This is a genomic window from Halalkalibacter sp. HAAS-P013 (assembly GCF_056619925.1).
In genome coordinates this window covers 145569-171880 of record NZ_JBWQTU010000011.1, presented here as the reverse complement: position 1 = coordinate 171880, position 26312 = coordinate 145569, and the positions used below count along the sequence as shown (strand labels likewise).

Below are 26312 nucleotides of genomic sequence, written 5' to 3'. Positions count from 1 at the left end.
TTTTTGTTTCGACAGTTCTTTTTAGATTTTCCAAAGGAAATTGAGGAAGAGGTGAAAATTGACGGATGTTCACAAATCGGGATCTTTTTTAAGATCATTGTGTCCACCGGACTAAGGTGTCTTATGAGGGTAATAGGTATGTTTTCTTTTTCCTTTTACGTAATCGCTTGCGTAAGCGCTTACGAATGAGGATAGAAAAAAATTGTTTCTAAATAAATTTTTTTAGGAGGAAGAGGGTATGAGAGAAAGGAAGTTCCTAAAATGGATCCTATTGTTTCTAGTTATTTTACTAGTTAGTCAACCATTTTTGTTGTATCCAGTTTCAGCTGAAACACCTGCTGGTGATCAGTATCCAGCAACAGAAGCACCTGAAGAGGAAGGAGCTGAAGACGCAGTGTCTGAAGAGGAAGAAGCACCAGAAGAACCAGGAACACCAAAAGAAAAGGAAACGAATGAAAATATCCCTAGAGAATATTATGATGAAGTGTTTCGGCCACAGTTTCATTTCACGCCAGAAAAAAACTGGATGAATGATCCTAATGGAATGGTGTATGTGGATGGAGAATATCATTTGTTTTATCAACATAACCCGACCGATAAAGTATGGGGACCGATGTATTGGGGTCATGCGATTAGTACAGACCTCGTTAATTGGGAGCATATGCCGACCGCTCTATATCCAGATGAAAATGGTTTTATTTGGTCAGGAAGTGCAGTGGTCGATGAGAACAATACGAGCGGATTTGGCGATGGCAGCGGGCCGCCGTTAGTCGCAATCTTTTCGTATGAATTTGGCAATGATCATCAAACAGTTGGTTTAGCATACAGCAACGATAAAGGAAGAACATGGGATAAATATGAAGGCAATCCTGTCATCGATATGCCGGAAGAAACGAAAGTGAGTAATGGCGGAGACGGTGTATTCAGAGACCCGAAAGTATTTTGGCATGATGATCATAATGAATGGGTTTTTGTCATAGCGAGCGGCAAACAAGTGGACTTCTATACCTCTCCCAACTTAAAAGAGTGGACAAAGGTAAGCCGCTTTGAAAACCCAGCGGTGAATGGAGATCTTGGCATTTGGGAATGCTCGGATTTGTTGAAGTTGCCGGTTGAAACAGAGAAAGGACTACAGGAAAAATGGGTACTTTTAACAAGTGTGGCAAATGGTCCAACGGGTGGACAAGGAATCGGCTATTTTATTGGCGAGTTTGATGGAGAGAACTTCATCCCAGATGAGGAAGAAATCAAGTGGTTCGACTATGGGGCGGACATTTATGCAGGTGTGACATGGAGCAACACACCAAATGACCGTCCAATCTTGCTTGGATGGATGAGTCCGCCAAAGTATGCGGGTGATACCCCAACCGACCCGTGGAGAAGTGCGATGACACTGCCTCGAGAGCTACGATTAGAAACAACGAGTGCAGGAATTCGTTTAGCTCAAGCTCCCGTGAACGAATTAGAATCGTTGCGTGGAGAAAGCGTGAGCTGGACGAATGAGACGGTAGAAAGTACAAACACTCTGTTATCTGAGATTGAAGGGGATACGCTAGAAATTATTGCTGAAATTGACCTTGAGCAATCGACAGCCAATGAGATCGGCTTTCATGTAAGAAAAAGCGATGCGGAGTATACCGCAATTGGCTATCAACAGGATAGGGAAGAAGCCTATGTCGATCGACGACAATCAGGAATCATCGATTTCCATCCTGATTTTGCCGCTAAGCATACGGCTTCGTTAGAATCGAATCAAGAGACGTTCAAGCTGCATATATTTGTGGATCGTTCATCTGTTGAAGTGTTTATAAACGACGGTGAAGTCGTTTTTACGGAGCAAATTTTCCCTGATCCAAACAGCAAAGGGTTAGAATTGTTTGCTGATGACGGCATGATTCACCTGAAAAATCTTGAAATCTTTCAAGTAAATCGGGCTCATTTTACACCGGGTTATAAAAATGATTTTAAACGAAGTTATGGCTATGATCCTAGTGAAATAGATGTCGGGAGTTTACCGACAGACATTGAAAATGCCAGTTTTGAAACAGGTGAACTAACGGGCTGGATTACACATGGAAGTGCCTTTGATGGAGTGGTATCGGATGAAACTCAATTTTGGGGTGGACCGTTTAATCAAGAAGGTACGTACCATGTGTGGGGATTTGCAGGTGCCGAACGTGATGATCGTTCTGACCTTCGTACAGGTGTGATGAAATCAAGCTTATTTAAGTTAGATGGAAATGGAACGATTAGCTTCCTAGTAGGGGGCGGCCAAGATGAAAACAATCTCTACGTTTCATTGGTGAAGGCGAAAACGGGAGAAGAGTTATTTAGAACGACTGGCCGCAATACAGAGCAGTACCGGAGAGTGTCATGGAATGCGTCTGAATACGTAGGTGAAGCGGTGTTTATTAAAGTCGTGGATCAGCACTCCGGCGGCTTTGGGCATATTAATGTCGATGACTTTCAAGTGCTTCATTCCAATGAGGATGTCATATCGAACGAGATTGAAAATCCAGGTTTTGAAACCGGAGATTTAACTGGATGGACAGTATTAGAAGGAACGTATGATAACGATGATGTAACATCAGAAGTTGATTACTGGCATCCTGAACCGATTAATAAAGAAGGCGAATATCACCTTTGGGGGAAAGATGATAAGACGGCCAAAATAAAATCTAGTCACTTTGCTCTAGCTGGTAAGGGGAAGATTACGTTTTTAATTGGTGGAGGAAACGACATTGAAAATCAATACGTTGCCTTAATGAGAGCGTCTGATGATCAAGAATTAATGCGTCAAACGAATGAGTGGTTTGATGATTCCGAGAATTACCACCGCGTAACGTGGGATGCCTCTGAGTACATCGGAGAAGAGCTGTATCTGTTAATCGTTGATAACGATGATTCTGGCGGCTGGTCGCACATTAATGTCGATGATTTTAACGTCTTGCATCATGGTCCTGTCTCCTATTGGTCTTTTGATGAAGGAGCCGGAACGACTGCCAAAGACGAAATTAGTGAAACCAAGGACTATATTGACTATGTGTTTAATGATGCGATTGATAAACCGTCTTCCGATCCGCTTTGGAGAGAGGGGATTGTTGGCAGCGGTTTGCTGTTTGATGGCTATTCTACTTATATTGAAAGGGAAGCAAGTGAGTTCACTAAAATCTCCGATGCCCTTACCATTGAAGCTTGGGTAGCCCCAAGAGCTTATGAATGGGGAAATGAAGGTAAAAAGTCAATCATTGTGAACCAGCATGATAAAAGCAAAAATGAAGGTTTTGCGTTAGGAATGGGCCGACATGGAAGCTGGTCCTTTGAGGTCGGCATGAACGGTGAATGGATTGAACTTTGGGCAGATAAAGATAAGCCGCTAGAAAAGTTTAAATGGTCCCATATTGTCGCCACATATGATAAAGAAAAGAGCGAGCTCACGTTGTATGTAAATGGTGAGGCAGCAGGAACGACGAAAACGCCGTTACATGCCAATATAACCCCGTCCAATGAGCCACTTATCATTGGGAAACATAATCATCCAGCCATTATTAATGGGACGTTTTCCGCGAATATGTTTAATGGCTTAATGGATGAAGTGAAAATTCATAATGCTTCCTATAGTTCGGAAAAGGTAAGCGAGATTTACAACAAATATGTGGACACGTTTGAAAACGGCGAGCATCCAACGCCGAATTTAGCAATGGACCGCAGCCGCTTTGACGGAGACCGTCATCGTCCGCAGTATCACTTTATTTCACCTGAACATTGGATGAATGAGCCGCATGCTCCGTTTTATTTTAATGGCAAATACCATATCTTTTATCAGCATAACCCGCAAGGACCATATTGGAACCATATTCACTGGGGACACGCAGTTAGTGATGACATGATCCACTGGAAAGATATGCCGGTTGCCCTAGCGCCAGAAGGAGGATCTGTGACACCGGATGGAGTATGGTCAGGGGATGCAACGTTTGATCAAGATGGCCTGCCGGTTCTATTGTTTACCGCAGGTGATGATAGTAAAGTTCCGAACCAAATGACAGGTCTTGCAAGAAGTACATTTGCAAAAGACGGAGATGTTAACTTGCCATATTGGGAAATGAATGATGAGCCTATAACGGTTCAAGCACCAAATTTACATGCCGATGAAGGTGAAGTATGGTACGGACAATTTAGAGACCCATATGTGTGGCAAGAGGGAGATACATGGTATCAATTAGTCGGTTCTGGGATTCGAAATGGTGACAAAAGCGTAGGTGGAACAGCTCTTCTTTATACATCAACCGACTTAGAAAATTGGAAATATGAAAAGCCGTTTTTTGTTGGGGATTACGAGAACTACCCTGAGACCGGTCAAGTTTGGGAGCTGCCTGTATTCTTGCCGTTAAAAGACGATGAAGGAAATAACACAGGCAAACATGTGTTACTAATTAATCCGTGGTATGAAAGCTACAGCCCGCACAACATTAAATATGTCTGGCATTGGATCGGAACGTGGAATAAGGAAACCTTAGAGTTTACTCCTGATCACACAGAGCCGAGAATATTCGATAAGGGTGAGCACTTCACCGGTCCAAGTGGATTTGTCAATCACGATGGACGTTCGATTTTGTTTAGCATTGCTCAAGGCAGACGATCAGAGCAAGCGCAGCATGACGCAGGTTGGGCACATAATGCTGGACTGCCATTAAGCCTGACATTACGAGATAACAATCAACTTGGAATCGTACCTATTAAAGAGCTGCAAGCGCTGCGAATGGAACAAGTAGCTTCTTTTAAAAATACGAAGATCTCAAAAGCAAATAAGCTCTTATCAGATGTTCAGGGAGATCTATTAGAGATTATTTTAGAAGTAGACAATCAAAATGCGAGTGAATTTGGAATCAAAGTAAGACGCAGTGAAAATGGAGAAGAGGAAACGCTGATCTATTATGACTACGAGAATTCCATGTATTCGATTGATCGAAATAAATCTAGTTTAGATCCCGATGTTCGGAAAGGAATCCAAGGAGATGTCATGGATTTAGATGGAGAAAATTTGAAACTCCATATTTACTTAGACCGGTCAATGGTTGAAGCGTATGCAAATGGCTATAAGAGTTTAACATCAAGAGTGTACCCGACTCGTTCTGATGCGCTTGGATTAGAGTTATGGAGTGAAAATGGAGAAGTGACGATTAAGTCAATGGAAGTATGGGAGCTAGGTTCTGCTTATGGAGAGACGGTTCCAGCTTATTGGCCTGATGCCGAACAAGCTCCAGAATCGATTGACTTGCCCAATCACGATTTCCAGACAGGAGATTTAACGGGCTGGATTACTGAAGGCAATGCGTTTACAGATGATCATATTACCGATCGTTACGATTGGGGCTGGGGCGGTCCGTTCAATCAAGCTCATACAGATCTTGATGTGAACCATTATCATTATTGGGGCTTCCATCCTGATCAGGGAGGGGATGAGGCAACAGGGGTTATGAAGTCGCAAAACTTTGTTTTAGGCGGCAATGGCCAAATTGACTTCTTAGTAGCAGGAGGAAACATTCCAGGCCAGCTTTATGTCGCATTAGTGAGAGCCTCAGATGATGAATATATCATGAAGGCAACTGGTCACAACTCGGAACAATATCGCCGAGTGAGGTGGGATGCATCTGAGTATATCGGTGAGGAATTGTATTTGAAAGTGGTGGACCAAGCAACAGGCGGCTGGGGCCATATCAACCTTGATAACGTAAATGTTCCAGTTGACCCGAGTACTCAATTTGATTTAACTGGTTTAGAGGAAAAGCAAGATGAAGAGCAAGGAAAAGGAAAGAATGAAAAGAAAGGAAAGGGAAAAGGGATTTTTCAAAACATACTAGAACGTATTCCATTGCCGTTTTGACGTGCCAAAAGGAATAAGCAGAAAGCAGAATATAAAGCTGGAGAAGTAGCGGTACCTTGCCTGTTTCTAAAGCGCAGCTCAGCAATCCGACTGAGCTGCGTTTTCATGATGTGAAATGGTTGATCGGGGATGAGAAATAACCATGTGTGACTTGGATAGAAGGGAAAGAATCTTAATTATTTCATGTTACAGACATCTATTGATTTTGTAGATTAAAAAAAACTATTGAAACCGATTCCAATAATGTTTATAATTTGTTTTATAAGCGTTGTATCTTTTTCGCTCTCCTTGTGAGGGTAATTTTTATAAATGAATTTGAAACCGATACCATACTGAAGTGGAAGGTTAATCAGTTCATATTCACATTTGAGGAGGTGGTTTTATCGACTTTCTTTTGAAACCGATACCACATTAGACGAATTTCTACTTAAAAATACGTATCACACATTATAAGTATCCAAGGGGGAGAGTTTATGAAAAAGAAATTACTATCTTTATTTCTAGGTTCTATGGTAATGGGATCTTTGCTAGTAGGCTGTGGCGGTGATACAGGCAATGAAACGACAGAATCTCCGGAAGTTGCTGCTGGAGAAGAGCAGATTTCAATCGATATTTTTCAGGGGAAGGTTGAGTTTAGAGATCAGTTTATGGAGTTAGCTCGTCAGTATGAGGAAGAAAATCCAAATGTCAGCATTAATTTTGCTGCAGTAGGTGGGGGAAGTGATTATTTTACTTCCTTACGTTCAAGGTTCTCGGCAGGAGATGAACCTGAAATTTTCAGTCTTGCAGGGCCTTCTGAATTAGCTGATTACCAACAGTATTTGGCGGATGTATCGGATACAAAAGCTGCTTCTTTAGCATTAGAAGGGACATTAGATGGGATTACAACTGAAGAAGGAGTATTTGGTCTACCTTTTAACCTAGAGGGTTACGGGTTGATCTATAACAAACGTATTTTTGAAGAAGCTGGCATCAATGCGGAAGAAATACTTACTATTGAAGATCTAGAAGCAGCTGTACAGGTAATCGACGAGCAAAAAGAGGAGCTCGATATCGATGCTGTTTTCGCACTAGCGGGAAGTGAATTATGGGTAACTGGAAACCACTTGGCAAATGTGTATATTGCTCCAGAGTTTGATAATGATGTATTACAAACCTATGAAAGCGGGTCACTAGAATTTGAGAGAAGTGATGAATTACAACGAATGGTCGATCTTCAAAGTGACTATTCTGTTCAACCTGTCTTGAGTGTTGACTATTCACAGCAAGTAGAAAGATATTTCTCATTAGAGCGAGTGGCGATGATTCAACAAGGAAACTGGATTTATCCATCCGTGAATGAAATGGATCCTGACTTTGCCCAAAATGGAATAGGGATTCTGCCAATTCCGCTGGAAGGGTATGAAGGACATTTACCAGTTGGAGTACCAAACTATTGGGTAGTTAATAACAACAAGGATCCTGAAGTGGTTCAAGCTTCTAAAGACTTCTTAGATTGGCTGTATACATCGGATGTAGGGAAAGAGGCTGTTTTAACACAATTGAACTTTATTCCAGCGTATGAAGGCTTTGATGAGAGTAAGATTGCAGACCCATTGTCTCAAACTATTTATGAATATTCGTCTGAAGGAAAAACCATTGGGTGGGTATTCATGGGGTATCCGAATCCATGGGGAGACATTTTAGGTGCTAACATTCAAGAGTATATTGCTGAACAAATCTCTTGGGATCAAGTTGTAGATAATTCTGTTAATGAATGGGAAAGCAAGAGGAAATAGTCGAACTTTTAAACCTAAACAGCTAACGATTAGGAGTTGTTAGCTGTTTTTACATCAAGGGAGTGATGTCCCATTGATATTAGAGGAGGTAACAGAATGAGGAACCGTGATGTATCTTTTTGGCTATTTTTAACGCCTGTTATTTTAAGCTTAAGCCTTGTCGTAATCATTCCTTTGCTCATTGGATTGTATTATTCCTTAACAGATTGGAATGGGCTGACCTATAACCAGTTTGTTGGCCTAGATCATTATATAAGACTGTTTCAAGATGCCCGTTTTACTAGTTCTATTTGGTTCACATTTCGTTTTTCGGTTGTAACGGTCATCATGCTTAATGTGATTGGATTAGGGTTAGCTTTACTTGTGACTAGAAAATTCAAGTCAAGTAATCTCCTTCGTACGATCTTTTTCATGCCTAACTTAATTGGTGGGTTAATCTTAGGTTTTATTTGGCAGTTTATTTTTATTAGTGTATTTGCAGACATTGGTCATTCTCTTGGTATACCGGGATTAACTGGTTGGTTATCAACACCAGGTACCGGTTTTTGGGGTCTTGTTATTTTGACTTGTTGGCAAATGGGTGGGTATATCATGATCATTTATATTGCTTATTTACAAAGCATACCGAATGAGTTACTTGAGGCTGCTGAAGTGGATGGTGCGAACGCGTTCCAACGTTTTCGTAACGTCACATTCCCTTTAGTGGCGCCAGCTTTTACTATAAGTATGTTCCTAACTCTTTCTACCTCCTTTAAAATTTATGACCAAAATTTATCTTTAACTAATGGTGGTCCATTCAACTCAACAGAGATGGTAGCAATGAATATCGTAAATACAGCATTTACCAGCAATCAAATGGCGTATGGCCAGGCAAAGGCCATCATCTTTTTTATCATTGTAGCGGCAATTGCTGTCACTCAAGTCTACTACAATAAGAAACGAGAGGTGGACTTATAATGAAGAGGAAAAAAGGAAATTTATTTTGGCTTCAAATTGTGAGTCTTTTATTAGGTTTCATTTGGCTTTCTCCTTTCTATTTAATGGTTGTAAACGCATTTAAATCAAAACGTGATATGTTTGCTGATGTAATAGGATTACCAAAAGAGTTAGTGTTCGATAACTTTGTTCAAGCTTTTATTGATTTAAGATTTGTTCAATCTTTCTTTAACTCACTACTTATAACAGTTATTAGCATTGCTGTTATTGTCTTCTTTTCATCTATGGCTGGATACGCCTTATCTCGAAATAAGAGTAAAACAAGTGGGGTTATTCTACTCGTTTTTGTAGCGGCTATGCTTATTCCTTTCCAAGCTGTTATGATTCCTTTGATTTCATTATTTGGTCAGGCGGATATGCTAAATCGCTTTGGATTAATTTTTATGTATTTAGGATTTGGTTCAAGCCTCGCTATTTTCCTATATCACGGTGCTATGACTGGAATTTCCAAATCGTTGGATGAGGCAGCAACGATTGATGGTGCTACAAAGTTTCAAACATTTTGGCATGTTATTTTTCCGTTACTCAAGCCTATATCTGTTACGGTAGGGATTTTGAATGTAATTTGGATTTGGAATGACTTCTTACTGCCATCTCTTATTTTAAGTGATGCCGAATCAACCATTCCGCTTAGAATGTTTATGTTTTTTGGCCAATATACACGTCAGTGGCACTTAGCATTAGCAGGTTTGACAATCGCGATCATACCTGTCATTATCTTTTATTTCTTTGCGCAAAAACAAATTATTAAAGGTGTTTCTGAAGGTGCAGTAAAGTAATGGTGTAACAAGGGGGAGTAAGTGATGGGAAAGTTGATAAGTGGTTTCTACTTGGTCAGTGAGTGGATCTCTCGATTTGCTGTTGCTAATTTATTATGGCTGTCATTCACGTTTCCAGTCTGGATTGTTGTGCTTAATACGATCATGCTAGAATCCTATGATCTCTCGATACTGACCGTTTTATACGTAACCGTAACTGCTCCTCTTGTTGTATTCCCTGCGACTTCTGCATTATTTGCAGTGAGTCGAGATTGGGCGATGGAAAAAGAACAGGATACTGTAATAAGTGACTATTGGAACTATTACAAAGAGAATTATAAAAGTAGTTTGAAAATAGGAATTGTCCTGACAACGGCATGGGTGGTTACAGTCGGGGATATATTTTATTTCAGTGATATTACCCCCTTTGTCACGTATGTTTTTGTTGGGATTGGATTGTTCTTGTTTGTTGTAACGATTCATTCTTTTTCTGTTATGGTGCATTATGACATAAGAGTATCGGATGTACTAAGAAAAGCGCTCTTTTTTACAGTAGCTAAACCGTTAATAAGTTTCATTATTATTATGACAACGGCTATCAATTTGTTTGTTAGTGTAAATCAACTAAGGTTTTTGCTTATATTTTTTAGCTTTTCCATTATTTCATTTATTTCGGTATCGTTATTTTTAAAAATGTATTCAATGCTTATAGAGAAAAAGTGATAGGAGTTTTAGGAGGGGGAAATATGCAAGAAAAATGGTGGCATGATTCAGTCGTTTACCAGGTATATCCAAGGAGCTTTAAGGATACGAACGGAGATGGAATTGGTGATATAAATGGTATTATCGAAAAACTTGATTATTTAAAGGAATTGGGGATTAACGTTATATGGCTAAGTCCTGTGTATGAATCACCAATGGACGATAACGGATATGATATTTCTAATTATGAAGATATTGCTAAAGAATTTGGGACAATGGAAGAGATGGACCGATTAATTCATGAAGCCGGTGTACGAGGGATTAAGATCATAATGGACTTAGTTATTAATCATTCATCAGATGAGCATGCTTGGTTTATTGAGTCTAAAAGCAGCCTAACAAACCGTAAGAGAGATTGGTATATTTGGCGTGATCCAAATGAAGATGGCACCCCTCCGAATAATCTACGATCGATTTTTGGGGGCTCTTGCTGGGAATATGATGAAATAACGGGACAATATTACTTCCATTCCTTTTCGAAAAAGCAACCAGACTTAAACTGGGAAAATCGAGAGCTTCGGGAAGAGCTTTATCGCATGATTCGTTGGTGGTTAGATAAGGAGATTGGCGGATTTCGTGTTGATGCAATTACGTTTATTAAAAAACCAGAAAAGTTTCATTCTGAAGTTCCAGATGGTAAGGATGGCTTGAGGGTTGTTAAACCGAATTATCCGGGTGTTGGTGAATTATTAACTGAACTAAAGGGAGAGTCCTTTGTAAAATACGATATTTTTACGGTAGCAGAGGCACCAGGAGTGGATCTTGACCAGTTATCTGAGTACAGTGGTGATGATGGATACTTTGATATGCTGATTCGTTTTGATCATGTGGATATGGACATGGACGAAAGTGGAAAATGGCACGCGAAGAAGGATTGGACACTTTTGGATTTTAAAAGTGCTTTAACGAAAAACCAAGAAGCCATCAAAAAGAATGGCTGGACCGCTTTATATTTAGAAAACCACGATCAGCCGCGGTCATTAAATCGCTTTATTCCAAAAGAAGATATCAACGACCGATCAGCTAAGATGCTAGCTGCATCCTACTTTTTCTTAAAAGGAATGCCATATATTTATCAAGGCCAGGAAATCGGCATGACGAACATTCAATATGAAACAATTGTTTCTTATAACGATATTTCCTCGATTGATCAGTATAATGTTGCCCTTGATGCGGGTTACTCAAAAGAAGAAGCGCTTGAAGTTGTTTACCGAAGAAGTAGAGACAATGCCAGAACTCCAATGCAATGGAGTGACGATGCTAATGGCGGATTTTCTTATGTAGAGCCTTGGTTACAAGTCAATGAAAATTATAATCAAATCAATGTAAAAAAAGCTTTAGAGGATAAAGATTCATTGTTTTACTTTTATCAAAAGCTAATTCAAATCCGTAGAGATTCATCGTATAGTGAATTATTGAAATTTGGGATGTACGAGGAGCTATTTAATGACCATTTAGATGTTTATGTCTATTCGCGCAGCTTTCAGGATCAAAGGTTACTGGTGATCACCAATTTCTCAAATAAAGAAGTACAGTTGAATATTGGGGAAAGGTCAAAGAAAATTGTACTTGGAAACTATGAAGATACTTCATTATTGGATGGAAATGTTACGGTTCGGCCGTATGAGTGTATGGTTTATGAACTGGATTAATAGGAAAATTTCATCATTGAATTAAAGGTTGGATCATACAATCGGCTCGTTGATAGAAAAAGTAAGAGTAATGACAGCCACTATCCATTGCAATATGTTTCTATGTTAAAGTAAAATAATTATATGAAAATGATTTCATGTTCTAAAAACAGTGGAGTGATCGACAAGTGGCTAATATATCAGATGTTGCAAAATTATCAGGATTATCAAAAACGACGGTTTCACGTGTGATAAATAACCATCCGTACGTTTCGGACAAAAAGAGAGAACAAGTACTAAAGGCGATGAAAGAGCTTGGTTATATACCAAACCCTTCCGCTCGAAGGCTAAGGGGGCAGTTAACTACAACGATAGGTGTAATTGTACCTAGAATTGTGAATCTGTTTTTTGCGCATTTAATAAATTCTATTGAACAAGCTGCGTCCAAAAAGGGATATCAAGTGTTGATTGGCCAAAGTTATGAAGATAAAGAAAAGGAAATAGCCTTTTTAAATTTATTAAAAACAAAGCAAGTTGATGGAATTATCATGACTTCGACTGAAAATGATTGGAACGTTATTGAGTCATATAACGAATATGGCCCAATTATGTTATGTAATGATTATGTTAACCAAAAGGTAGCTCCTATGATTCGATTGAACCAAGCAAAAGGGGCCTATATAGGTGCGAATCATTTAATAGAACGTGGACATCAAAAGATTGCATACTGTACAGGAGGCTTGTTTGATGAGCAGGGAAAAGGGAAAGATCGTAATCAGGGGTTTCAAAAAGCGCTAAGTGAGGCAGGAATTAAGATTAATCCAAAATGGATTTTCATTGATCAACATACGATTGAAGATGGTAAACACGTGCTAAGACAAATTTTAGAGATGGAGGACCGCCCAACTGCTATTTTTACCGGGAGTGATGAAGTGGCAGGTGGGATTGTCATTGAAGCAAAAGAGAAAGGCCTATCAATTCCTAATGACCTAGCTGTTATTGGATTCGATGATCAACCGATTGCGGAAATACTAGATCCAAAACTAACGACCATTCGCCAACCTGTTGATCTGATGGGGGAAAGGTCAATTGAAGTAATGATTGAAATGCTAGAGAATCCAGAAAGGGAGATAAGAAATTACGAGCTTCCAATAGAATTGATTGTACGACAATCGACATAATGTGCAACTTAATCTGCAATTAAGAAAACAAGGGGGGTGTCTCAAAAGGTCTGTTTTTGACCTTTTGAGACACCCCTTTGTATTTTTTTTACGAAAGAATCTTGGGAAAAGTGTATTACGGAGTAGTGCTTGTATCGTATGTATAATTTTGGAATAGAATGATTTTAAAAGAAAGCGTTGACAGGGTTTTAGAATAAAAAGTATAATAGAAATAGAAATCGGTTCCACAACCAAAATGGATTTTTTACAGTGTGGTTTATAGTTGAAACTAGACATATTTTTTACTTGTATGTGGAACCGATACCATATAGTTGTTAGTGGTTTCCGTTGTCCTGTTTGTATAAACGTAATAAAAAAACATTGAATTAATTAACAATTTATAACTTCACTTTTTTTGGAGTTTTATGGAACCGATACCACAACTAGAACTTTATCTAATGGAGGAAACAACATGGAAAAGAAATGGTGGCAAAAAGAAGTAATCTATCAAATTTATCCGAAGAGTTTCTATGACTCAAATAATGATGGGATAGGGGATATTAAAGGCATTACACAAAAACTAGATTATTTACAGTCTTTAGGAATTACGATGGTATGGATTTGTCCAATTTACAAATCACCTATGGCTGATAACGGTTACGATATCTCAGATTATTATCAATTAAATCCAGAGTTTGGAGAAATGAGAGATTTGGATGAGTTAATTGATAAGGCAAAAGAAAAAGGGATAAAGGTTGTCCTTGATCTTGTTATCAATCACACATCAGATGAACATCCATGGTTCCAAGATTTACTTCAAAATCCAAAGACTAGCAAGTATAGAGACTATTATATTTTAAAAACAGGAGAAAATGGTCAACCTCCTACTAACTGGCGCTCTGTATTTGGTGGAAGTGTATGGGAGCCTTTGCAAGGTACAGATGAGTACTATTTCCATTCATTTGATGTGAAACAACCTGATTTAAATTGGGAAAACAAAGAAGTTAGAGAAGAGCTATATAAAATGGTGAATTACTGGCTTGATAAAGGCATTGCTGGATTTAGGGTAGATGCCATTACGTTTATTAAGAAAGATCAAAACTATGATAATATTCCTGCTGATGGAGTTGATGGACTTGTCAAATGTACAAAAAAGGCCCGTAATCAACCAGGGATTGAGGATTTTTTACATGAATTAAACGACGAGACATTTTCAAAATATAACTGTGTAACGATTGGCGAAGCTCCTGGAGTACCTTATGAGCAATATGGGGATTACATCGGAGACAACGGCTACTTTTCAATGATTTTTGATTTTAGATATGCAGACCTTGATGTTGCTTCTGGAAGTGAGTGGTTTAGAAGAATTGATTGGAATGTCTTAGATTTAAAGAATTTAATTTTCACGAGTCAAAAGGAAATCCAAAAAGCTGGTTGGGGAGCGAACTTTTTAGAGAATCATGATCAGAACAGATCGATCAGCAAGTATATAAAAGAAGAAGAGAACCGAAACTTTTATTCAGCGTCCATGCTGGGTGCAATGTTTTTCTATCTTCGCGGGACTCCATTTATCTATCAAGGTCAAGAAATTGGCATGACGAACTTTGAACGTAAAAGTATTGAAGAGTTTGATGATATCTCTAGCATCGACCAATATTATCGTTCTATGAAAGAAGGCTATAGTGAAGAAGAAGCACTTCACTTTATTAATTTACGAAGCCGTGACAATTCTAGAACGCCATTTCACTGGAGTAACAAGGAATATGGTGGGTTCTCAGAAGTGAAGCCTTGGTTAGGGATGAACGAGAATTACACAGTGATCAATGTGGAACAGCAAGAGCAAGATCCGAATTCGATTTTGCGGTTTTATAAAGAAATGATTCAAGTTAGACAGTCGAGTGAGGCAAGTGAATGCTTAATTTATGGAGAGATTGAACCTATTTTAGAAGATCATCTGACGATTGTGGCCTATAAACGAAAGTTTGGGACTGAAGAAGTTGTTTGCTATTTCAACTTTTCGTCTGAGGATCAAAAAGTTGAATTAGAATATAGCAAGTATGATGTTCTTTTAAATAATTACGAAGAAGAGACCGTATCTGAACAAAAATGTTCATTAAAACCTTACCAAGCACTAATACTCCAAAAGAAAGAAGAGGGTTATGATGAGTGAAAATAAATACGAACGTATAGGAAAAGAACTTATTCAAGTCATCGGTGAAGATAATATTGAATCGTATGTTCATTGTGCAACAAGGCTACGATTCTCCGTTAAAGACCGGAAAAAGATTGATGATGAGGCCATTGAAAAAATTGATGAAGTAAAAGGCGTATTTTATAATGCAGGTCAATATCAGGTCATTTTAGGTACTGGAACAGTCAATAAAGTTTATTCTGCTTTAAGAGGAGGCAGGCCCGATGAAGAGGATGACCAAGCAAAAGAGGAGTCCTCATCTCAAAATAAGGAAAAGGGAATCAGGAGAGCGGTACGAACGTTAGCCGATATCTTTATTCCGATCATCCCAATAATTGCGGCAACGGGTTTATTCCTTGGTCTAAGAGGTGTTTTGACTAGTGATGCATTCTTAGGATTAATTGGCATGAGTATTGGTGATATTCCTGAGTACCTTTTAACGCTAACAGCAGTCCTAACAGATACAGCATTTGCTTTTTTACCAGCTTTAATCTGTTGGTCTGCCTTTAGGAAATTTGGTGGTATGCCTATCATTGGTTTTGTGCTGGGGCTAATGCTAGTTTCTCCTGCTCTGCCAAATGCATATGCAGTCGCAGACATTAATAGTGGGGTAGAACCTATTATCGCTTTTGGTTTCATACCGATTGTTGGTTATCAAGGTAGTGTGTTAACAGCTTTAGTTGTAGGGTTTCTTGGAGCGAAACTTGAGAGGAAGTTACGTGCTGTCATGCCGAATGCATTAGATTTGATTTTTACTCCATTCTTTGTTTTGTTGTCTATGATGATTACAGGATTACTTATTTTAGGACCGTTATTACATTTTGTAGAAGCGGGATTAGTAACAGTAGTAACACAACTTATCGATATTCCACTTGGTATTGGCGGATTAATGATTGGCTTTATTTACCCGTTAGCGGTTATGACGGGAATGCACCATTTATTTATTATGATTGAAACTACCATGCTTGCTAATACTGGATTTAACCCTTTAATTACTCTTTGTGCAATGTATGGTTTTGCGAATGCTGGTACTTGTTTAGGAATTACAGTGAAAGCCAAAAAAAGCACAGTGAAGGTTACAGGAGCGAGTGCGACGGCGACTCAATTGCTTGGTGTTAGTGAACCGGCCTTGTTTGGGGTAGTAATGAGGTATAGTACGAAACCGCTTTATGTTATGATTGCTTGTTCCGCTGTAGGAGGTGCCATTCTCTCTTTATTGAATGTACAAGCAAATTCATATGGTTTAGCAGTCGTTCTTTCGCCTTTAATGTACATTTATGATTGGAGTCAACTTCTTGCTTACCTAGTTGTATCCGTAATCATTTTTGTTGCTGCATTTTTCATTACTTATTTATTTGCAGTACCAAAAGAAGTTATGGTCGAAGATGAAGAGGTGAAAGTTAGAAATGTGGGTTGATTACTAATCAACGGTTGAATCTTTATGATAAAAATGAGTTGCGACGGCAGTTCATTTTTATCTTTTTTTTTTTTCTTTAAATTAAAAGAAGTTCCTCGTAAAGAAGGATTACTTTTAATATAGGTGCTCAATGGTGTTATTATAGGATTCTATTACTTTTTGGTAATTATTATCGTGTTGTTTTTGAAGCTTGCATCCTTCCGCTTGAGGGCGACTAACTCTCCTACCGTGATTCCAGGAAGAAATATATTTGTTTTGGTGGGATTTAGGGAACTAAATAAGTTAAGACGTCTTTATCGGCGAAAGAATTAATATCTATTGGTTGAAGATGATAGTGTTGAAGTTTTGGTATTTTTAAAGGTACTGCAAAATTAGGGAATATTCTAATTTGCTAGGTTTTTTATGAAAGCGCTAACTATTTTTATTGACATATAGATTGGTATAATATATTATGAAAACATAATTAGTAAATTGAGTTAACCAATTCGGGTTTTAATATAATAGAGCCTGCTGCAATCGGTTATAAAGAGTCAAAAGTATTAGTTAAGGGAATGAATAAATGAGATAATTAGGTGTTGTTATATTTATTGGTTTATTTAGTTAACTAATATTCAAAGGAGGGGAGTAGATTGCTTGAATTAGGGCTAAGCCAGAAAAACGTGAAATTTCAGAATCGAAGCAAGGTTCTGAAAGTGTTGAGGAAACAACCAGGGATCTCTCGTAAAGATATATCTGATCAAATAGGATTGACGAAAGCAGCTATTTCATCAATCACCTCTGAAATGATTGATGAAAAAATAATCGTCGAAACAGGAAATCAAGAAACAGGTGTTGTCGGAAGAAAAAAGGTTTTGCTAGAGTTAAACAAAAATTTTGGTTATGTTTTAGGTCTAACTATTTCTGAAACTTTCATAACAGTCCTCATAACAAACTTATTAGGCGAAACTGTTGAAAGTTATATTCATGAATTTTCTAGTGGTGACGGTTGTGACAAAGATGAGGTCATAGATCTTATTGTTGAAAAAGCTTTATATCTCCTTTGGATGAATGGTATAGATAAAAAATCGGTTCTCGGAATTGGTATAAGCTACATAGGTGAATTGGAAAACGTAGATATCGATTACATAAAAGTCCAAATGGCTAAAAAGCTGAGGTTGAAGGTAGTTTTAAGCAATAATGTGAAAGCGCTTGCTATGATGCAGGTGGACTTTAGTATTAAAGAGACTAGTGAAAACTTTCTATTTGTTAAATACGGACCAGGACTAGGGATGGCGATCGTTGAAAGCGGAACCATTATTGAAGGTGTTGATAATAAAGCTGGAGAGATTGGTCACACCATTGTAGATGCAGATGCTAATAGTACTTGTCGCTGTGGGAGGACAGGTTGCCTTGAAGCCCTCATCTCGGAAAAGGGGATTATCGAAGACATCAAAAAGCTTGGTCCTAATTATAGTTATCTGATTATTAATGAAAATCTCTCGATAATCGATTATAAAAGTGTCAATGAACTGCTAGAAATGAAAGATCCATCGATTACTTCAATTTTTGAGCAACGATATGATCTTTTCGCCAAATCTCTCGCAAACAGTATTATATTGTTTAATCCGGAATACGTTTGTGTTTACGGATTGATATTTAGTCAACCGAGCATTTTTGAAATGATTAACACAAAGGTTAATGAGTATTTGGGGTTCAACACTACGGCGCTCATAAAACTTTCTGACTTAGATCCTACTAGCGATGCTATCGGAGTCGCAGAGCTAGTACTAAGAGAGTTATTTTATGATATGGGTGGATTTAGAGAAATCTAAAGCATTATTATGTGGGTGGTAAGGGCTAATTTGCCATAATAATATAAGAAATGGGGCTATGTTATCATGAGAAGTAATTTTAAAATGGGGTTATTTTTACTAATGTCAATCCTTATGATGTTTGTTGCTGTGGGTTGTCAGCAAAGCGGGTCAAGCGAAGGCGCAGAAACAAAAACTTCAGGTTCTGGTTCTAGAGAATTGGTAAAAATCATTGTTCCTTATGGTGTTGGTGGGACAGCTGATGCGATTGGTAGAAAGTATGCAAAAATTGCTGGAGAATTGTATCCTGAATATAATTTTGTCGTGGAACAAAAAACCGGTGGCGATGGGTTTGTAGGGGCTGCATACTTTGAAAGTATTGATGTAAATGCTAAAGAACTTCTTTTACTCGGGTATGGTAACGCTTACAGACATGAATTTGGGAAAAGATATGGTACTGAACAAGTTCCTTTCGATTTAGAAAACATGAAACCATTAGCAGCGGTTGATGATAGAACTTGGATTTTATACGGAAAGCCTGGTGACACACTTGAAGAAGTGCTTGAAAAGGCGAAAGCTGGAGATTTAAGAATGTCAGGCGGTAATCCTTTATCTGATCCTCACCTGGCGATTGGTTCTCTTGTAGCTGTTGAAGGTGGTAGTGTGACGGTAGTTGGTTATGATGGTGGTGCAGCGCAAAAGTTAGGTCTTATAAATGGTGAAGTTGACGTATTTGTTGGAACAACACAAGCAGCTATGGGAGAAGTTGAAGCAGGCGATTTAATTCCAATGCTAGCTTTTTCTGAAGATAGTTTCGATGGTTTGGTAGGCCCTGATGGACCTATCAGTGTACAAGGATTGGTTAATGACAAACACCCTGCGCTAGATTCAAACAAAGATTATTCTGGTTCAATTCTTCCAGCAGGCGGGTTCATTACGGCTCGAACTGGAACAGATCAGGAATGGGCAGACAAAGTTATTGAAGTAAGTAAAGCAGTTTGGGCTACAGACGAATTTAGGGACTGGAAGGAAGAAATCGGCCTGAATCATTTTGAAGTTTATGGTGATGATGCCCAAGCTCATCTGGATGATGCAGTAGAAAAGGCAATCAATGCTTATGAGTTGCTTAATTAGTTAATAGTATTTGCAAAAAAATAGGGAATTCCAAATTTTAAGGAGGCATTCCCTATTTTTTTTAAAATATGGAGGGCTTTAAATGAAAATTCGTACAAATCTATTAAGTGGGATTATTTTTGGCATATTTAGTATTGTTTTTATTTTGCTTGTTCCTTCACAGGTAGCTGTTCCAGCTATTGATAACGGTGGTCCGAGTCCGCGTATTATCCCGTATATCGTCTTATATGGAATATTAATCTGTTCTATTGCTCTCATAATTCAAAGCCTTGTTTTTAAAAAAGAACATATCATTGTTTTTGACTTTAAAATCGAAAAAGCCTCGCTGATCACCCTTGTGATAATGATTTTGTTTGGGATTGTCATGCTTAATTTTGGCTTTATCATAAGTGTTATCGTTGTTTTACCTATTTTGCTTTTTATACTTCGTGAAAGAAAACCGTTTATATACGGATATACGATATTTGGAGGAATAGGAGTCTATTACCTGTTTACTAAGGTTTTTAATATTACACTCCCTGTATTTGGAGGTTAAATCATGGAAGTAGTTTTAAGTGGTCTACAAGAAGTTTTAACACTACACAATATTTTAATTATATTAGCATCGCTAATTTTAGGAATGATTGTGGGTTGTATACCCGGTCTTACAGTTACGCTTGGAATTATATTGTTGTTACCTCTAACATATTCATTTACTTCAGCATCAACGGCAATTATAGCCTTGCTGGCTGTTTATGTAGGTGGCATGTATGGTGGATCTATTAGTGCAATCCTCTTGAATACACCTGGAACTAATGCCGCTATTGCTACTACATTTGATGGATATCCGTTAGCGAAAAAAGGGAAGGTTAAAAAGGCTTTAGATGTTTCTTTATTTGCTTCAGTAGTGGGTGGTTTATTAGCAGCTTTTCTCCTACTGTTTGCGTCAGGATTTATTGCAAAAATGGTTTCTGGCTTTACGTCTACAGAGTATTTTGCACTTGCTATTTTAGGTCTTTCATTAATTGCAGGGGTAAGTGGAGACAATCTTTTTAAAGGAATTTTAGGTGGTTTGCTAGGTCTTTTTATTTCGGTAATTGGACTTGACCTTGTTACTGGGGTATCAAGATTTTCTTTTGATACTATGCTTTTATATCAAGGGCTGACTATCATGCCTGCAATGATCGCCTTTATAGCTCTAGCACAGGTTATGATTAAATCAGCAGACTACATTAATTCAAAGGATAACAACGGTAATATCACAAAAATTGATAATGAAGGTATAACAAAAAAAGAAAGAAAAAAGATTTTACCGGCTATTTTAAGATCAACTGGGATTTCATCAATAATAGGAGTAATGCCAGGAGTTGGTGGGGGTGTTTCTCAGTTTCTTTCTTATAACGAAGCTAAACGAACGTCGAAGAATCCAGAGGAATTCGGAAAAGGTAGCCTAGAAGGAGTTGCAGCTGCGGAATCTAGTAATAATACCGTCGTTGGTACATCAATGATGCCGTTACTAACATTAGGAATTCCAGGCGATGGTGTAACAGCTATTTTACTTGGGGCATTTATTTTACACGGAATTGTTCCCGGTCCTACAATGTTCACCAATCAGGGGACGGTAGCCTATGCTATTATCTTCGGTATTATAATTGCAAACATCTTACTCTTTGTTGTCGGTTTGATTTTTACTAGACAAGTGGCAAAAATTGTCCAAGTGAGATATAGCTATTTAGGACCACTGATTATTACGTTCTGTTTTGCAGGAGCTTTTGCTGCAAATGGTTCTCGAAACGAAGTAATCCTAATGATGGGTTTATTAGCAATAACCTATCTTTTAATTAAACTAGATATTTCGGTAATTCCAATAATGTTGGGGATGATCTTAGCACCGATTTTGGAACAGAATTTTGTTAACAGTATGATTATATATAATGGCGATCTTTTGATTTTCTTCAAACGTCCTATAAGTCTTTGTATCTTAATTTTGACAGTTATTCTTGTATGGTCATTTATGAGGGTTAACAAAAGAGTTGCAAAAATGAGCAAAGAACAAGAGGAACAGGTCACAAAAGTATCATGATAAGTGTGTTAAATAGATCTTAAAAGAATTCTATCGCGAGGTGTATTATGGAGCTTGTAAAAAAAGATAACTACTTCTCAGTTTATAATAATGGTGTAGCAATCATTGAGCATAATGAAAATTGCCCTTTTATATATGTTGGTATCGGAAAAGAAACTGTTAAACAGCATTACGGCGATTTTGATATCAAAGATAAAATAATTGAAAAAGTTGCTCTGAAAAACGTTGACTTTAACGGGGACCTTGTAACTTTCAGTAATTGCGATTATAAAGTTACATTACAAATGAGGATCCAAGAAAATCGCATTGTTGTTGATAATATAGATACCGATGAGAGAATTAACCGAATTTTCTTTATGCTGAAATCTAATAAAGAAGAAAGATTTTTTGGATGTGGTGAACAATTTTCTTACTTAAATCTGAAAGGTCGTAATTTCCCAATTTGGACATCTGAACCTGGAGTTGGTCGTGACCGAACATCTTTAATCAGTTTCCAAGCTGATCAAATGGGTATTGGTGGCGGTGACTATTATAATACTAATTTTCCACAGCCTACTTTTATATCAGACCAGAAATATATTTTTCACATGGATACTTCATACTATAGTGATTTTGATTTTTCTGAGGATGAAATTGTACAAATTTCTGTCTGGGGCAAACCAAACAGCATATTTATTGAATCGGACACTTCTTTTCTAAATATTATGGATATTGTTACTGAGCACTTTGGTACTCAACCGATGTTACCTGATTGGTTACTAGACGGTGTGACAATTGGTATGCAAGGTGGTACCGATACAGTCTATGAAAAAGTGAAACAAGCAAAACAGTATGGTATTAATGTTAACGCTGTATGGTGTCAGGATTGGGTTGGAAAGAAAATAACTTCGTTTGGAAAGCGTTTGTTTTGGAAATGGGAGAAGAGCGACGAAACTTACCCTGAATTAGAAAAGCTTATAAAGGAATTAAGAGAGGATAATATCCGCTTTCTTGCATACATAAATCCATACTTGTTAGAAGGAACTGATATGTTTAATTATGCTTTAGAGCATGAATACTTTATCAAAAATTCAGAGGGAGAAGCTTATATTGCTGATTTCGGAGAATTCTTCTGCGGGACAATCGATTTCACAAATCCTGATGCAATGGAATGGTATAAGAAGATTATAAGAACGAACATGATTGACTTAGGTATCAGTGGTTGGATGGCAGACTTTGGTGAGTATATCCCAGTAGACTCAGTGTTTTACAATGGAAAAACTGGATTAGAAATGCACAATCAGTATCCTGCTCTCTGGGCTAAATGCAATTATGAAGCAGTTGAAGAAAGTGGAAAACTTGGTGAAGTTGTATACTTTATGCGTTCTGGCGGCGTTGGAAATGCCAAGCATTGTACATTGATGTGGGCTGGTGACCAAAGCGTGGACTTCACCATCCATGACGGCTTGGCGTCAACGATCCCTGCTGCTATATCATTGGGTTTGCTAGGAAACGGGCTGACACATGTTGATATAGGCGGATATACTTCTTTATTTGGCAACGTACGTACAGAGGAACTATTGCTAAGATATGTTGAGTATTCAGTGTTTACACCGTATATGAGAACTCATGAGGGCAACAGGCCTGATGAGAACTTTCAATACGATCAAAGTGAAGAGAGCTTAAAGCAATTTGCAATTTTTTCGAAATTGAGAAAAGAATTACTCCCATATATAAGGCATGTAGTTGAAGAAAATGCAACGAAAGGCATCGGAGCTATGCGTCCATTGTTCATGCATTATGATGAGCAGGCTTGCTTGGATATAGCTTATCAATACTTATTTGGAAGAGACTTACTTGTTGCACCAGTTTATAAAGACAATGTTACTGAATGGGAAGTATATTTACCAGAAGATGAGTGGGTTCACCTATTTAGCAAACAAACTTATCGTGGTGGAACAGTAAATATTCCGGCTGAACTCGGAAACATTCCTGTCTTTTATAGAAAAAATTCATCCTTTAGTTCATTGTTTGACTCAATAGTAAAATGAATTAATAAAAATTAGTACAACTTTGAAACTGAAACCATTGTTGCTGCATTAAGAAATGGAAAGCAAATCAAAGCTGCTGCAGTAGCAGGGGCTGATATTGTTACATGTGGTCTTGAGATCTATAAGGAAGCTATGGAACACCCATTTACTACACACGGTTTGTCTGTATTTAGAAATGCTTGGGGCAAAACAGCAAAGGAGTAGAATTATGAAAACTTTTAAAGCTTTATATTTACCGATTGGTGTACCTACATTTCATCAAGAAAGTATCAATCAACAATTTGAATTGTCAGTACAACTAATGAATGAAATTTCTGAGGACATCGAGTGCCCATCCGCTCCGTTGTTAACAATTCCAGATTTGGTAGAATTCATAGATGATAAGCAATGTGATTTAATCATTCTTCAGAACAATGCATTTGCTAACTCTGAATATACAGCTGAAATCTTAAGAAGAATTGATGCTGATGTTTTACTTTGGACATTACAGGAGCCTGTAATTGATGGTGGTCGTTTGAGACTAAACTCGCTGACAGGGGCATATTCGGCTGGAAACTTGATGCATCATTTAGGAAAGGAGCGGTTCGAATATATTTGGGGTTCTCCATCAGATGAAGAAGTGCATAATAAAATCAAAGCAGTTGTGGCAGCGGCAAGTCTTAAAAAGGAATTGAGATCAACGACATTAGCCTCAATTGGTCATACACCTCAAGGGTTTGGTTTTGGAAGAGGCATTGATGCAGAAATTTCTCGTTACTTTGGTATGAAGCATGTTGCTATAGAAGTTAGGGAGTTGTTGCAACGCGCAAAAAATCTAACTCTTGAAGAATGTGCAGACCAATCGAATGAAGCTGAAGGTAAGATGGTCAACCTAGATCATACACCCCAGCAGAATAGAGATGATTTCGTTCGCTTGTATAAAGCCTACTCTGACTTTGTAAAAGAGAACAATATCTCAGCTATTTCTTCAAGATGTTGGCCAGATCTTTTTGTAGATTACGGAACTCCCGTTTGTTCGGTACTTGGACTATTAAATGATAATTTAGTTGCGGCTTCTTGTGAAGCGGATGCCTACGGTGCGATTTCAATGTTAATTGGCATTAAGTTGTCAAATGAAAGTGTTTTCTTCGGAGATCCCGTTTCGTTAGATAAAAACGAAAATACGGTTACTTTTTGGCATTGTGGAACCTCTGCTTGTAGTCTAGCTCATCCAAGTAAAGGTGCCCAAGTTGGCGTTCATCCGAATAGAAAAATTGGCCCTACTATGGAATTTGGCTTGAAACCTTCTAAAGAAGCTACTGTTTTTAGAGTTGGAAGAAAACCAGACGGTTCAATTCGTTTCTTTATTGCAAATGGAGAGATTTTAGATAAAGAACAGCAATTTTTAGGGACGTCTCTAGTATTAAAAACTGAAACACCTTCTATTGATCTAGTAAATCAAAGTGTAAGAGATGGTTGGGAACCACATTTTACCGTAGTGTATAAAGACATAAAAGAAGAACTACTCGTTTTAGGGAATTTCTTAAATGCTGAAATATGCGAATATTAAGGAGGAAATAAAGTGAGTATTTTAAAAGAGACGGATCGGGACGCTCTGAGAAGAGAAGGGGATTTCTTAAATAAAATAGACGCGGTTAGATGTATTCTAAAAGAAAAGGGCTTTGACGGGGTAGAAATTAAATCTCAAGCTAATTTTAGTTACCTCACTCGAGGAAGAGGGTTTATCGGACTTGCGTCAACTGCTGCATGTGGTAGCCTCTTTATTACACTTGATCGCATTTACTTAGTTAGTGAAAACATTGAGATCATGCGTTTATATAAGGAACAGTTAGATTCGCATCCATCTGTAGAACCTATTGGATATCCGTGGGATGAGGCTAAAAAGAGAGAGTTGATTATAAAGGAAATTACTGAAGGATTAAAACTTGTAACAGAAGAAGAGTTAGAATCGGAAATCTTTAAATTGCGCTCGATTATGACACCTTATGACCGTGAGGAGTATAATAAGCTTTGTTATGAAACGGCTGTTTTGATTGAAGAAACTTGTATGAACATTCAGAAGGGTGTTAGTGATTATGAACTAGCAGGAGAAATTTCTAACAAACTTTGGAGTCATAATATTGAACCTATAACCATTCTAATTGCTTTTGATGAAAGAGCTTATAACTATAGACATCCGGTTATGGCGGGTAAACGACTGGAAAATTATGCACTTGTAGGAATTTGTGGCAGAAGAAATGGATTAATTGTGTCTATTTCTAGGGACGTTCTTCTTAAAAATGATGCCGAAATGATACATAAGCACGAAAAATGCGCGATGGTCAATGCAGCGTTTTTAAGTGGCCTTAAAGTTGGTAATACGCTTGAAAAGGTATTCGAAAGAGGTTTAATGGAATACAAAAAACAAGGATATCCTCTTGAGTACAAAGAACATCATCAGGGTGGATTGACTGGTTTTATCCCTAGAGAACTGAGAGCAAATTATGGTTGTACACATGTGGTAAGGCAGAATGAGGTTTATGCTTTTAATCCTACAATTCAAGGATCTAAATGTGAAGATACCGTGTTAGTTACAGAAGAAGGAATTAATATTATGACTTATACCGGTAATTATGCCTATGTTACATGTGACATTAATGGCGAAAAGTTTCTGGTGCCATCGGTATATGTAGTAAACAATTAAGAGATAAAAAAGAACTCTAACTTTCATATGCCCACA

The 26312-nt window shown here is 37.9% G+C and carries 16 protein-coding genes; all 16 read left to right on the top strand.

Translation table 11 applies throughout. From position 1 onward, the window contains the following. Positions 1-238 precede the first annotated feature (238 nt). The 16 genes from AC1FXP_RS15530 (at position 239) to AC1FXP_RS15455 (ending at position 26276) form a co-directional block, all read left to right on the top strand. Positions 239-5884 (top strand): GH32 C-terminal domain-containing protein, encoded by a 5646-nt coding sequence (locus AC1FXP_RS15530; protein WP_480062908.1) that lies wholly within the window; start codon positions 239-241, stop codon positions 5882-5884. Positions 5885-6357: 473 nt separating this feature from the next. Further along, positions 6358-7662: an ABC transporter substrate-binding protein gene (locus tag AC1FXP_RS15525; protein ID WP_480062906.1), complete on the top strand. Its 1305-nt coding sequence runs from the start codon at positions 6358-6360 to the stop codon at positions 7660-7662. A 96-nt stretch (positions 7663-7758) separates the two neighbouring features. Continuing rightward, on the top strand, positions 7759-8619 hold the full coding sequence (locus tag AC1FXP_RS15520) for a carbohydrate ABC transporter permease (protein WP_480062904.1): 861 nt from the start codon (positions 7759-7761) through the stop codon (positions 8617-8619). Further along, positions 8619-9437, top strand: a complete 819-nt coding sequence (locus AC1FXP_RS15515) for a carbohydrate ABC transporter permease (protein WP_480062902.1) — start codon at positions 8619-8621, stop codon at positions 9435-9437. Before AC1FXP_RS15520 ends, AC1FXP_RS15515 begins: the two co-directional genes overlap by 1 nt. 24 nt (positions 9438-9461) lie before the next feature. Then, positions 9462-10139: a YesL family protein gene (locus tag AC1FXP_RS15510; protein ID WP_480062900.1), complete on the top strand. Its 678-nt coding sequence runs from the start codon at positions 9462-9464 to the stop codon at positions 10137-10139. Positions 10140-10162: 23 nt separating this feature from the next. Next, positions 10163-11830 (top strand): glycoside hydrolase family 13 protein, encoded by a 1668-nt coding sequence (locus AC1FXP_RS15505; RefSeq protein ID WP_480062898.1) that lies wholly within the window; start codon positions 10163-10165, stop codon positions 11828-11830. Positions 11831-11997: 167 nt separating this feature from the next. Beyond that, positions 11998-12990, top strand: coding sequence for a LacI family DNA-binding transcriptional regulator (locus AC1FXP_RS15500; RefSeq protein ID WP_480062896.1), 993 nt, complete (start codon positions 11998-12000; stop codon positions 12988-12990). A 451-nt stretch (positions 12991-13441) separates the two neighbouring features. Further along, entirely contained in the window at positions 13442-15139 is a 1698-nt protein-coding gene (locus tag AC1FXP_RS15495) for a glycoside hydrolase family 13 protein (RefSeq protein WP_480062894.1), read from the top strand. Continuing rightward, entirely contained in the window at positions 15132-16577 is a 1446-nt protein-coding gene (locus AC1FXP_RS15490; protein WP_480062893.1) for a PTS transporter subunit EIIC, read from the top strand. Before AC1FXP_RS15495 ends, AC1FXP_RS15490 begins: the two co-directional genes overlap by 8 nt. 629 nt (positions 16578-17206) lie before the next feature. Then, positions 17207-18388: an ROK family transcriptional regulator gene (locus AC1FXP_RS15485; protein ID WP_480062891.1), complete on the top strand. Its 1182-nt coding sequence runs from the start codon at positions 17207-17209 to the stop codon at positions 18386-18388. Between the two features lie 66 nt (positions 18389-18454). Continuing rightward, a complete protein-coding gene (locus AC1FXP_RS15480) occupies positions 18455-19501 on the top strand; it encodes a type 2 periplasmic-binding domain-containing protein (RefSeq protein ID WP_480062889.1) in 1047 nt (348 codons plus the stop codon). 82 nt (positions 19502-19583) lie between these two features. Continuing rightward, on the top strand, positions 19584-20036 hold the full coding sequence (locus AC1FXP_RS15475; RefSeq protein ID WP_480062887.1) for a tripartite tricarboxylate transporter TctB family protein: 453 nt from the start codon (positions 19584-19586) through the stop codon (positions 20034-20036). 3 nt (positions 20037-20039) lie between these two features. Further along, positions 20040-21563, top strand: a complete 1524-nt coding sequence (locus AC1FXP_RS15470; protein WP_480062885.1) for a tripartite tricarboxylate transporter permease — start codon at positions 20040-20042, stop codon at positions 21561-21563. A gap of 47 nt (positions 21564-21610) precedes the next feature. Next, positions 21611-23593 carry an alpha-glucosidase gene (locus tag AC1FXP_RS15465; RefSeq protein ID WP_480062883.1) on the top strand — a complete coding sequence of 661 codons (1983 nt, stop codon included), beginning with the start codon at positions 21611-21613 and terminating at the stop codon, positions 23591-23593. Positions 23594-23801: 208 nt separating this feature from the next. Further along, on the top strand, positions 23802-25142 hold the full coding sequence (locus tag AC1FXP_RS15460; RefSeq protein ID WP_480062881.1) for a hypothetical protein: 1341 nt from the start codon (positions 23802-23804) through the stop codon (positions 25140-25142). Between the two features lie 12 nt (positions 25143-25154). Continuing rightward, the gene (locus tag AC1FXP_RS15455) at positions 25155-26276 is read left to right on the top strand and encodes a M24 family metallopeptidase (RefSeq protein WP_480062879.1); all 1122 of its coding nucleotides are present in this window, start codon (positions 25155-25157) and stop codon (positions 26274-26276) included. Positions 26277-26312: the final 36 nt, after the last annotated feature.

What these genes read in the sequence shown, in the direction of transcription:
- AC1FXP_RS15530 (WP_480062908.1), top strand. Translation starts at nt 239, where the DNA reads ATGAGAGAAAGGAAGTTCCTAAAATGGATCCTATTGTTTCTAGTTATT.
- AC1FXP_RS15525 (WP_480062906.1), top strand. Translation starts at nt 6,358, where the DNA reads ATGAAAAAGAAATTACTATCTTTATTTCTAGGTTCTATGGTAATGGGA.
- AC1FXP_RS15520 (WP_480062904.1), top strand. Translation starts at nt 7,759, where the DNA reads ATGAGGAACCGTGATGTATCTTTTTGGCTATTTTTAACGCCTGTTATT.
- AC1FXP_RS15515 (WP_480062902.1), top strand. Translation starts at nt 8,619, where the DNA reads ATGAAGAGGAAAAAAGGAAATTTATTTTGGCTTCAAATTGTGAGTCTT.
- AC1FXP_RS15510 (WP_480062900.1), top strand. Translation starts at nt 9,462, where the DNA reads ATGGGAAAGTTGATAAGTGGTTTCTACTTGGTCAGTGAGTGGATCTCT.
- AC1FXP_RS15505 (WP_480062898.1), top strand. Translation starts at nt 10,163, where the DNA reads ATGCAAGAAAAATGGTGGCATGATTCAGTCGTTTACCAGGTATATCCA.
- AC1FXP_RS15495 (WP_480062894.1), top strand. Translation starts at nt 13,442, where the DNA reads ATGGAAAAGAAATGGTGGCAAAAAGAAGTAATCTATCAAATTTATCCG.
- AC1FXP_RS15490 (WP_480062893.1), top strand. Translation starts at nt 15,132, where the DNA reads ATGAGTGAAAATAAATACGAACGTATAGGAAAAGAACTTATTCAAGTC.
- AC1FXP_RS15480 (WP_480062889.1), top strand. Translation starts at nt 18,455, where the DNA reads ATGAGAAGTAATTTTAAAATGGGGTTATTTTTACTAATGTCAATCCTT.
- AC1FXP_RS15475 (WP_480062887.1), top strand. Translation starts at nt 19,584, where the DNA reads ATGAAAATTCGTACAAATCTATTAAGTGGGATTATTTTTGGCATATTT.
- AC1FXP_RS15470 (WP_480062885.1), top strand. Translation starts at nt 20,040, where the DNA reads ATGGAAGTAGTTTTAAGTGGTCTACAAGAAGTTTTAACACTACACAAT.
- AC1FXP_RS15465 (WP_480062883.1), top strand. Translation starts at nt 21,611, where the DNA reads ATGGAGCTTGTAAAAAAAGATAACTACTTCTCAGTTTATAATAATGGT.
- AC1FXP_RS15460 (WP_480062881.1), top strand. Translation starts at nt 23,802, where the DNA reads ATGAAAACTTTTAAAGCTTTATATTTACCGATTGGTGTACCTACATTT.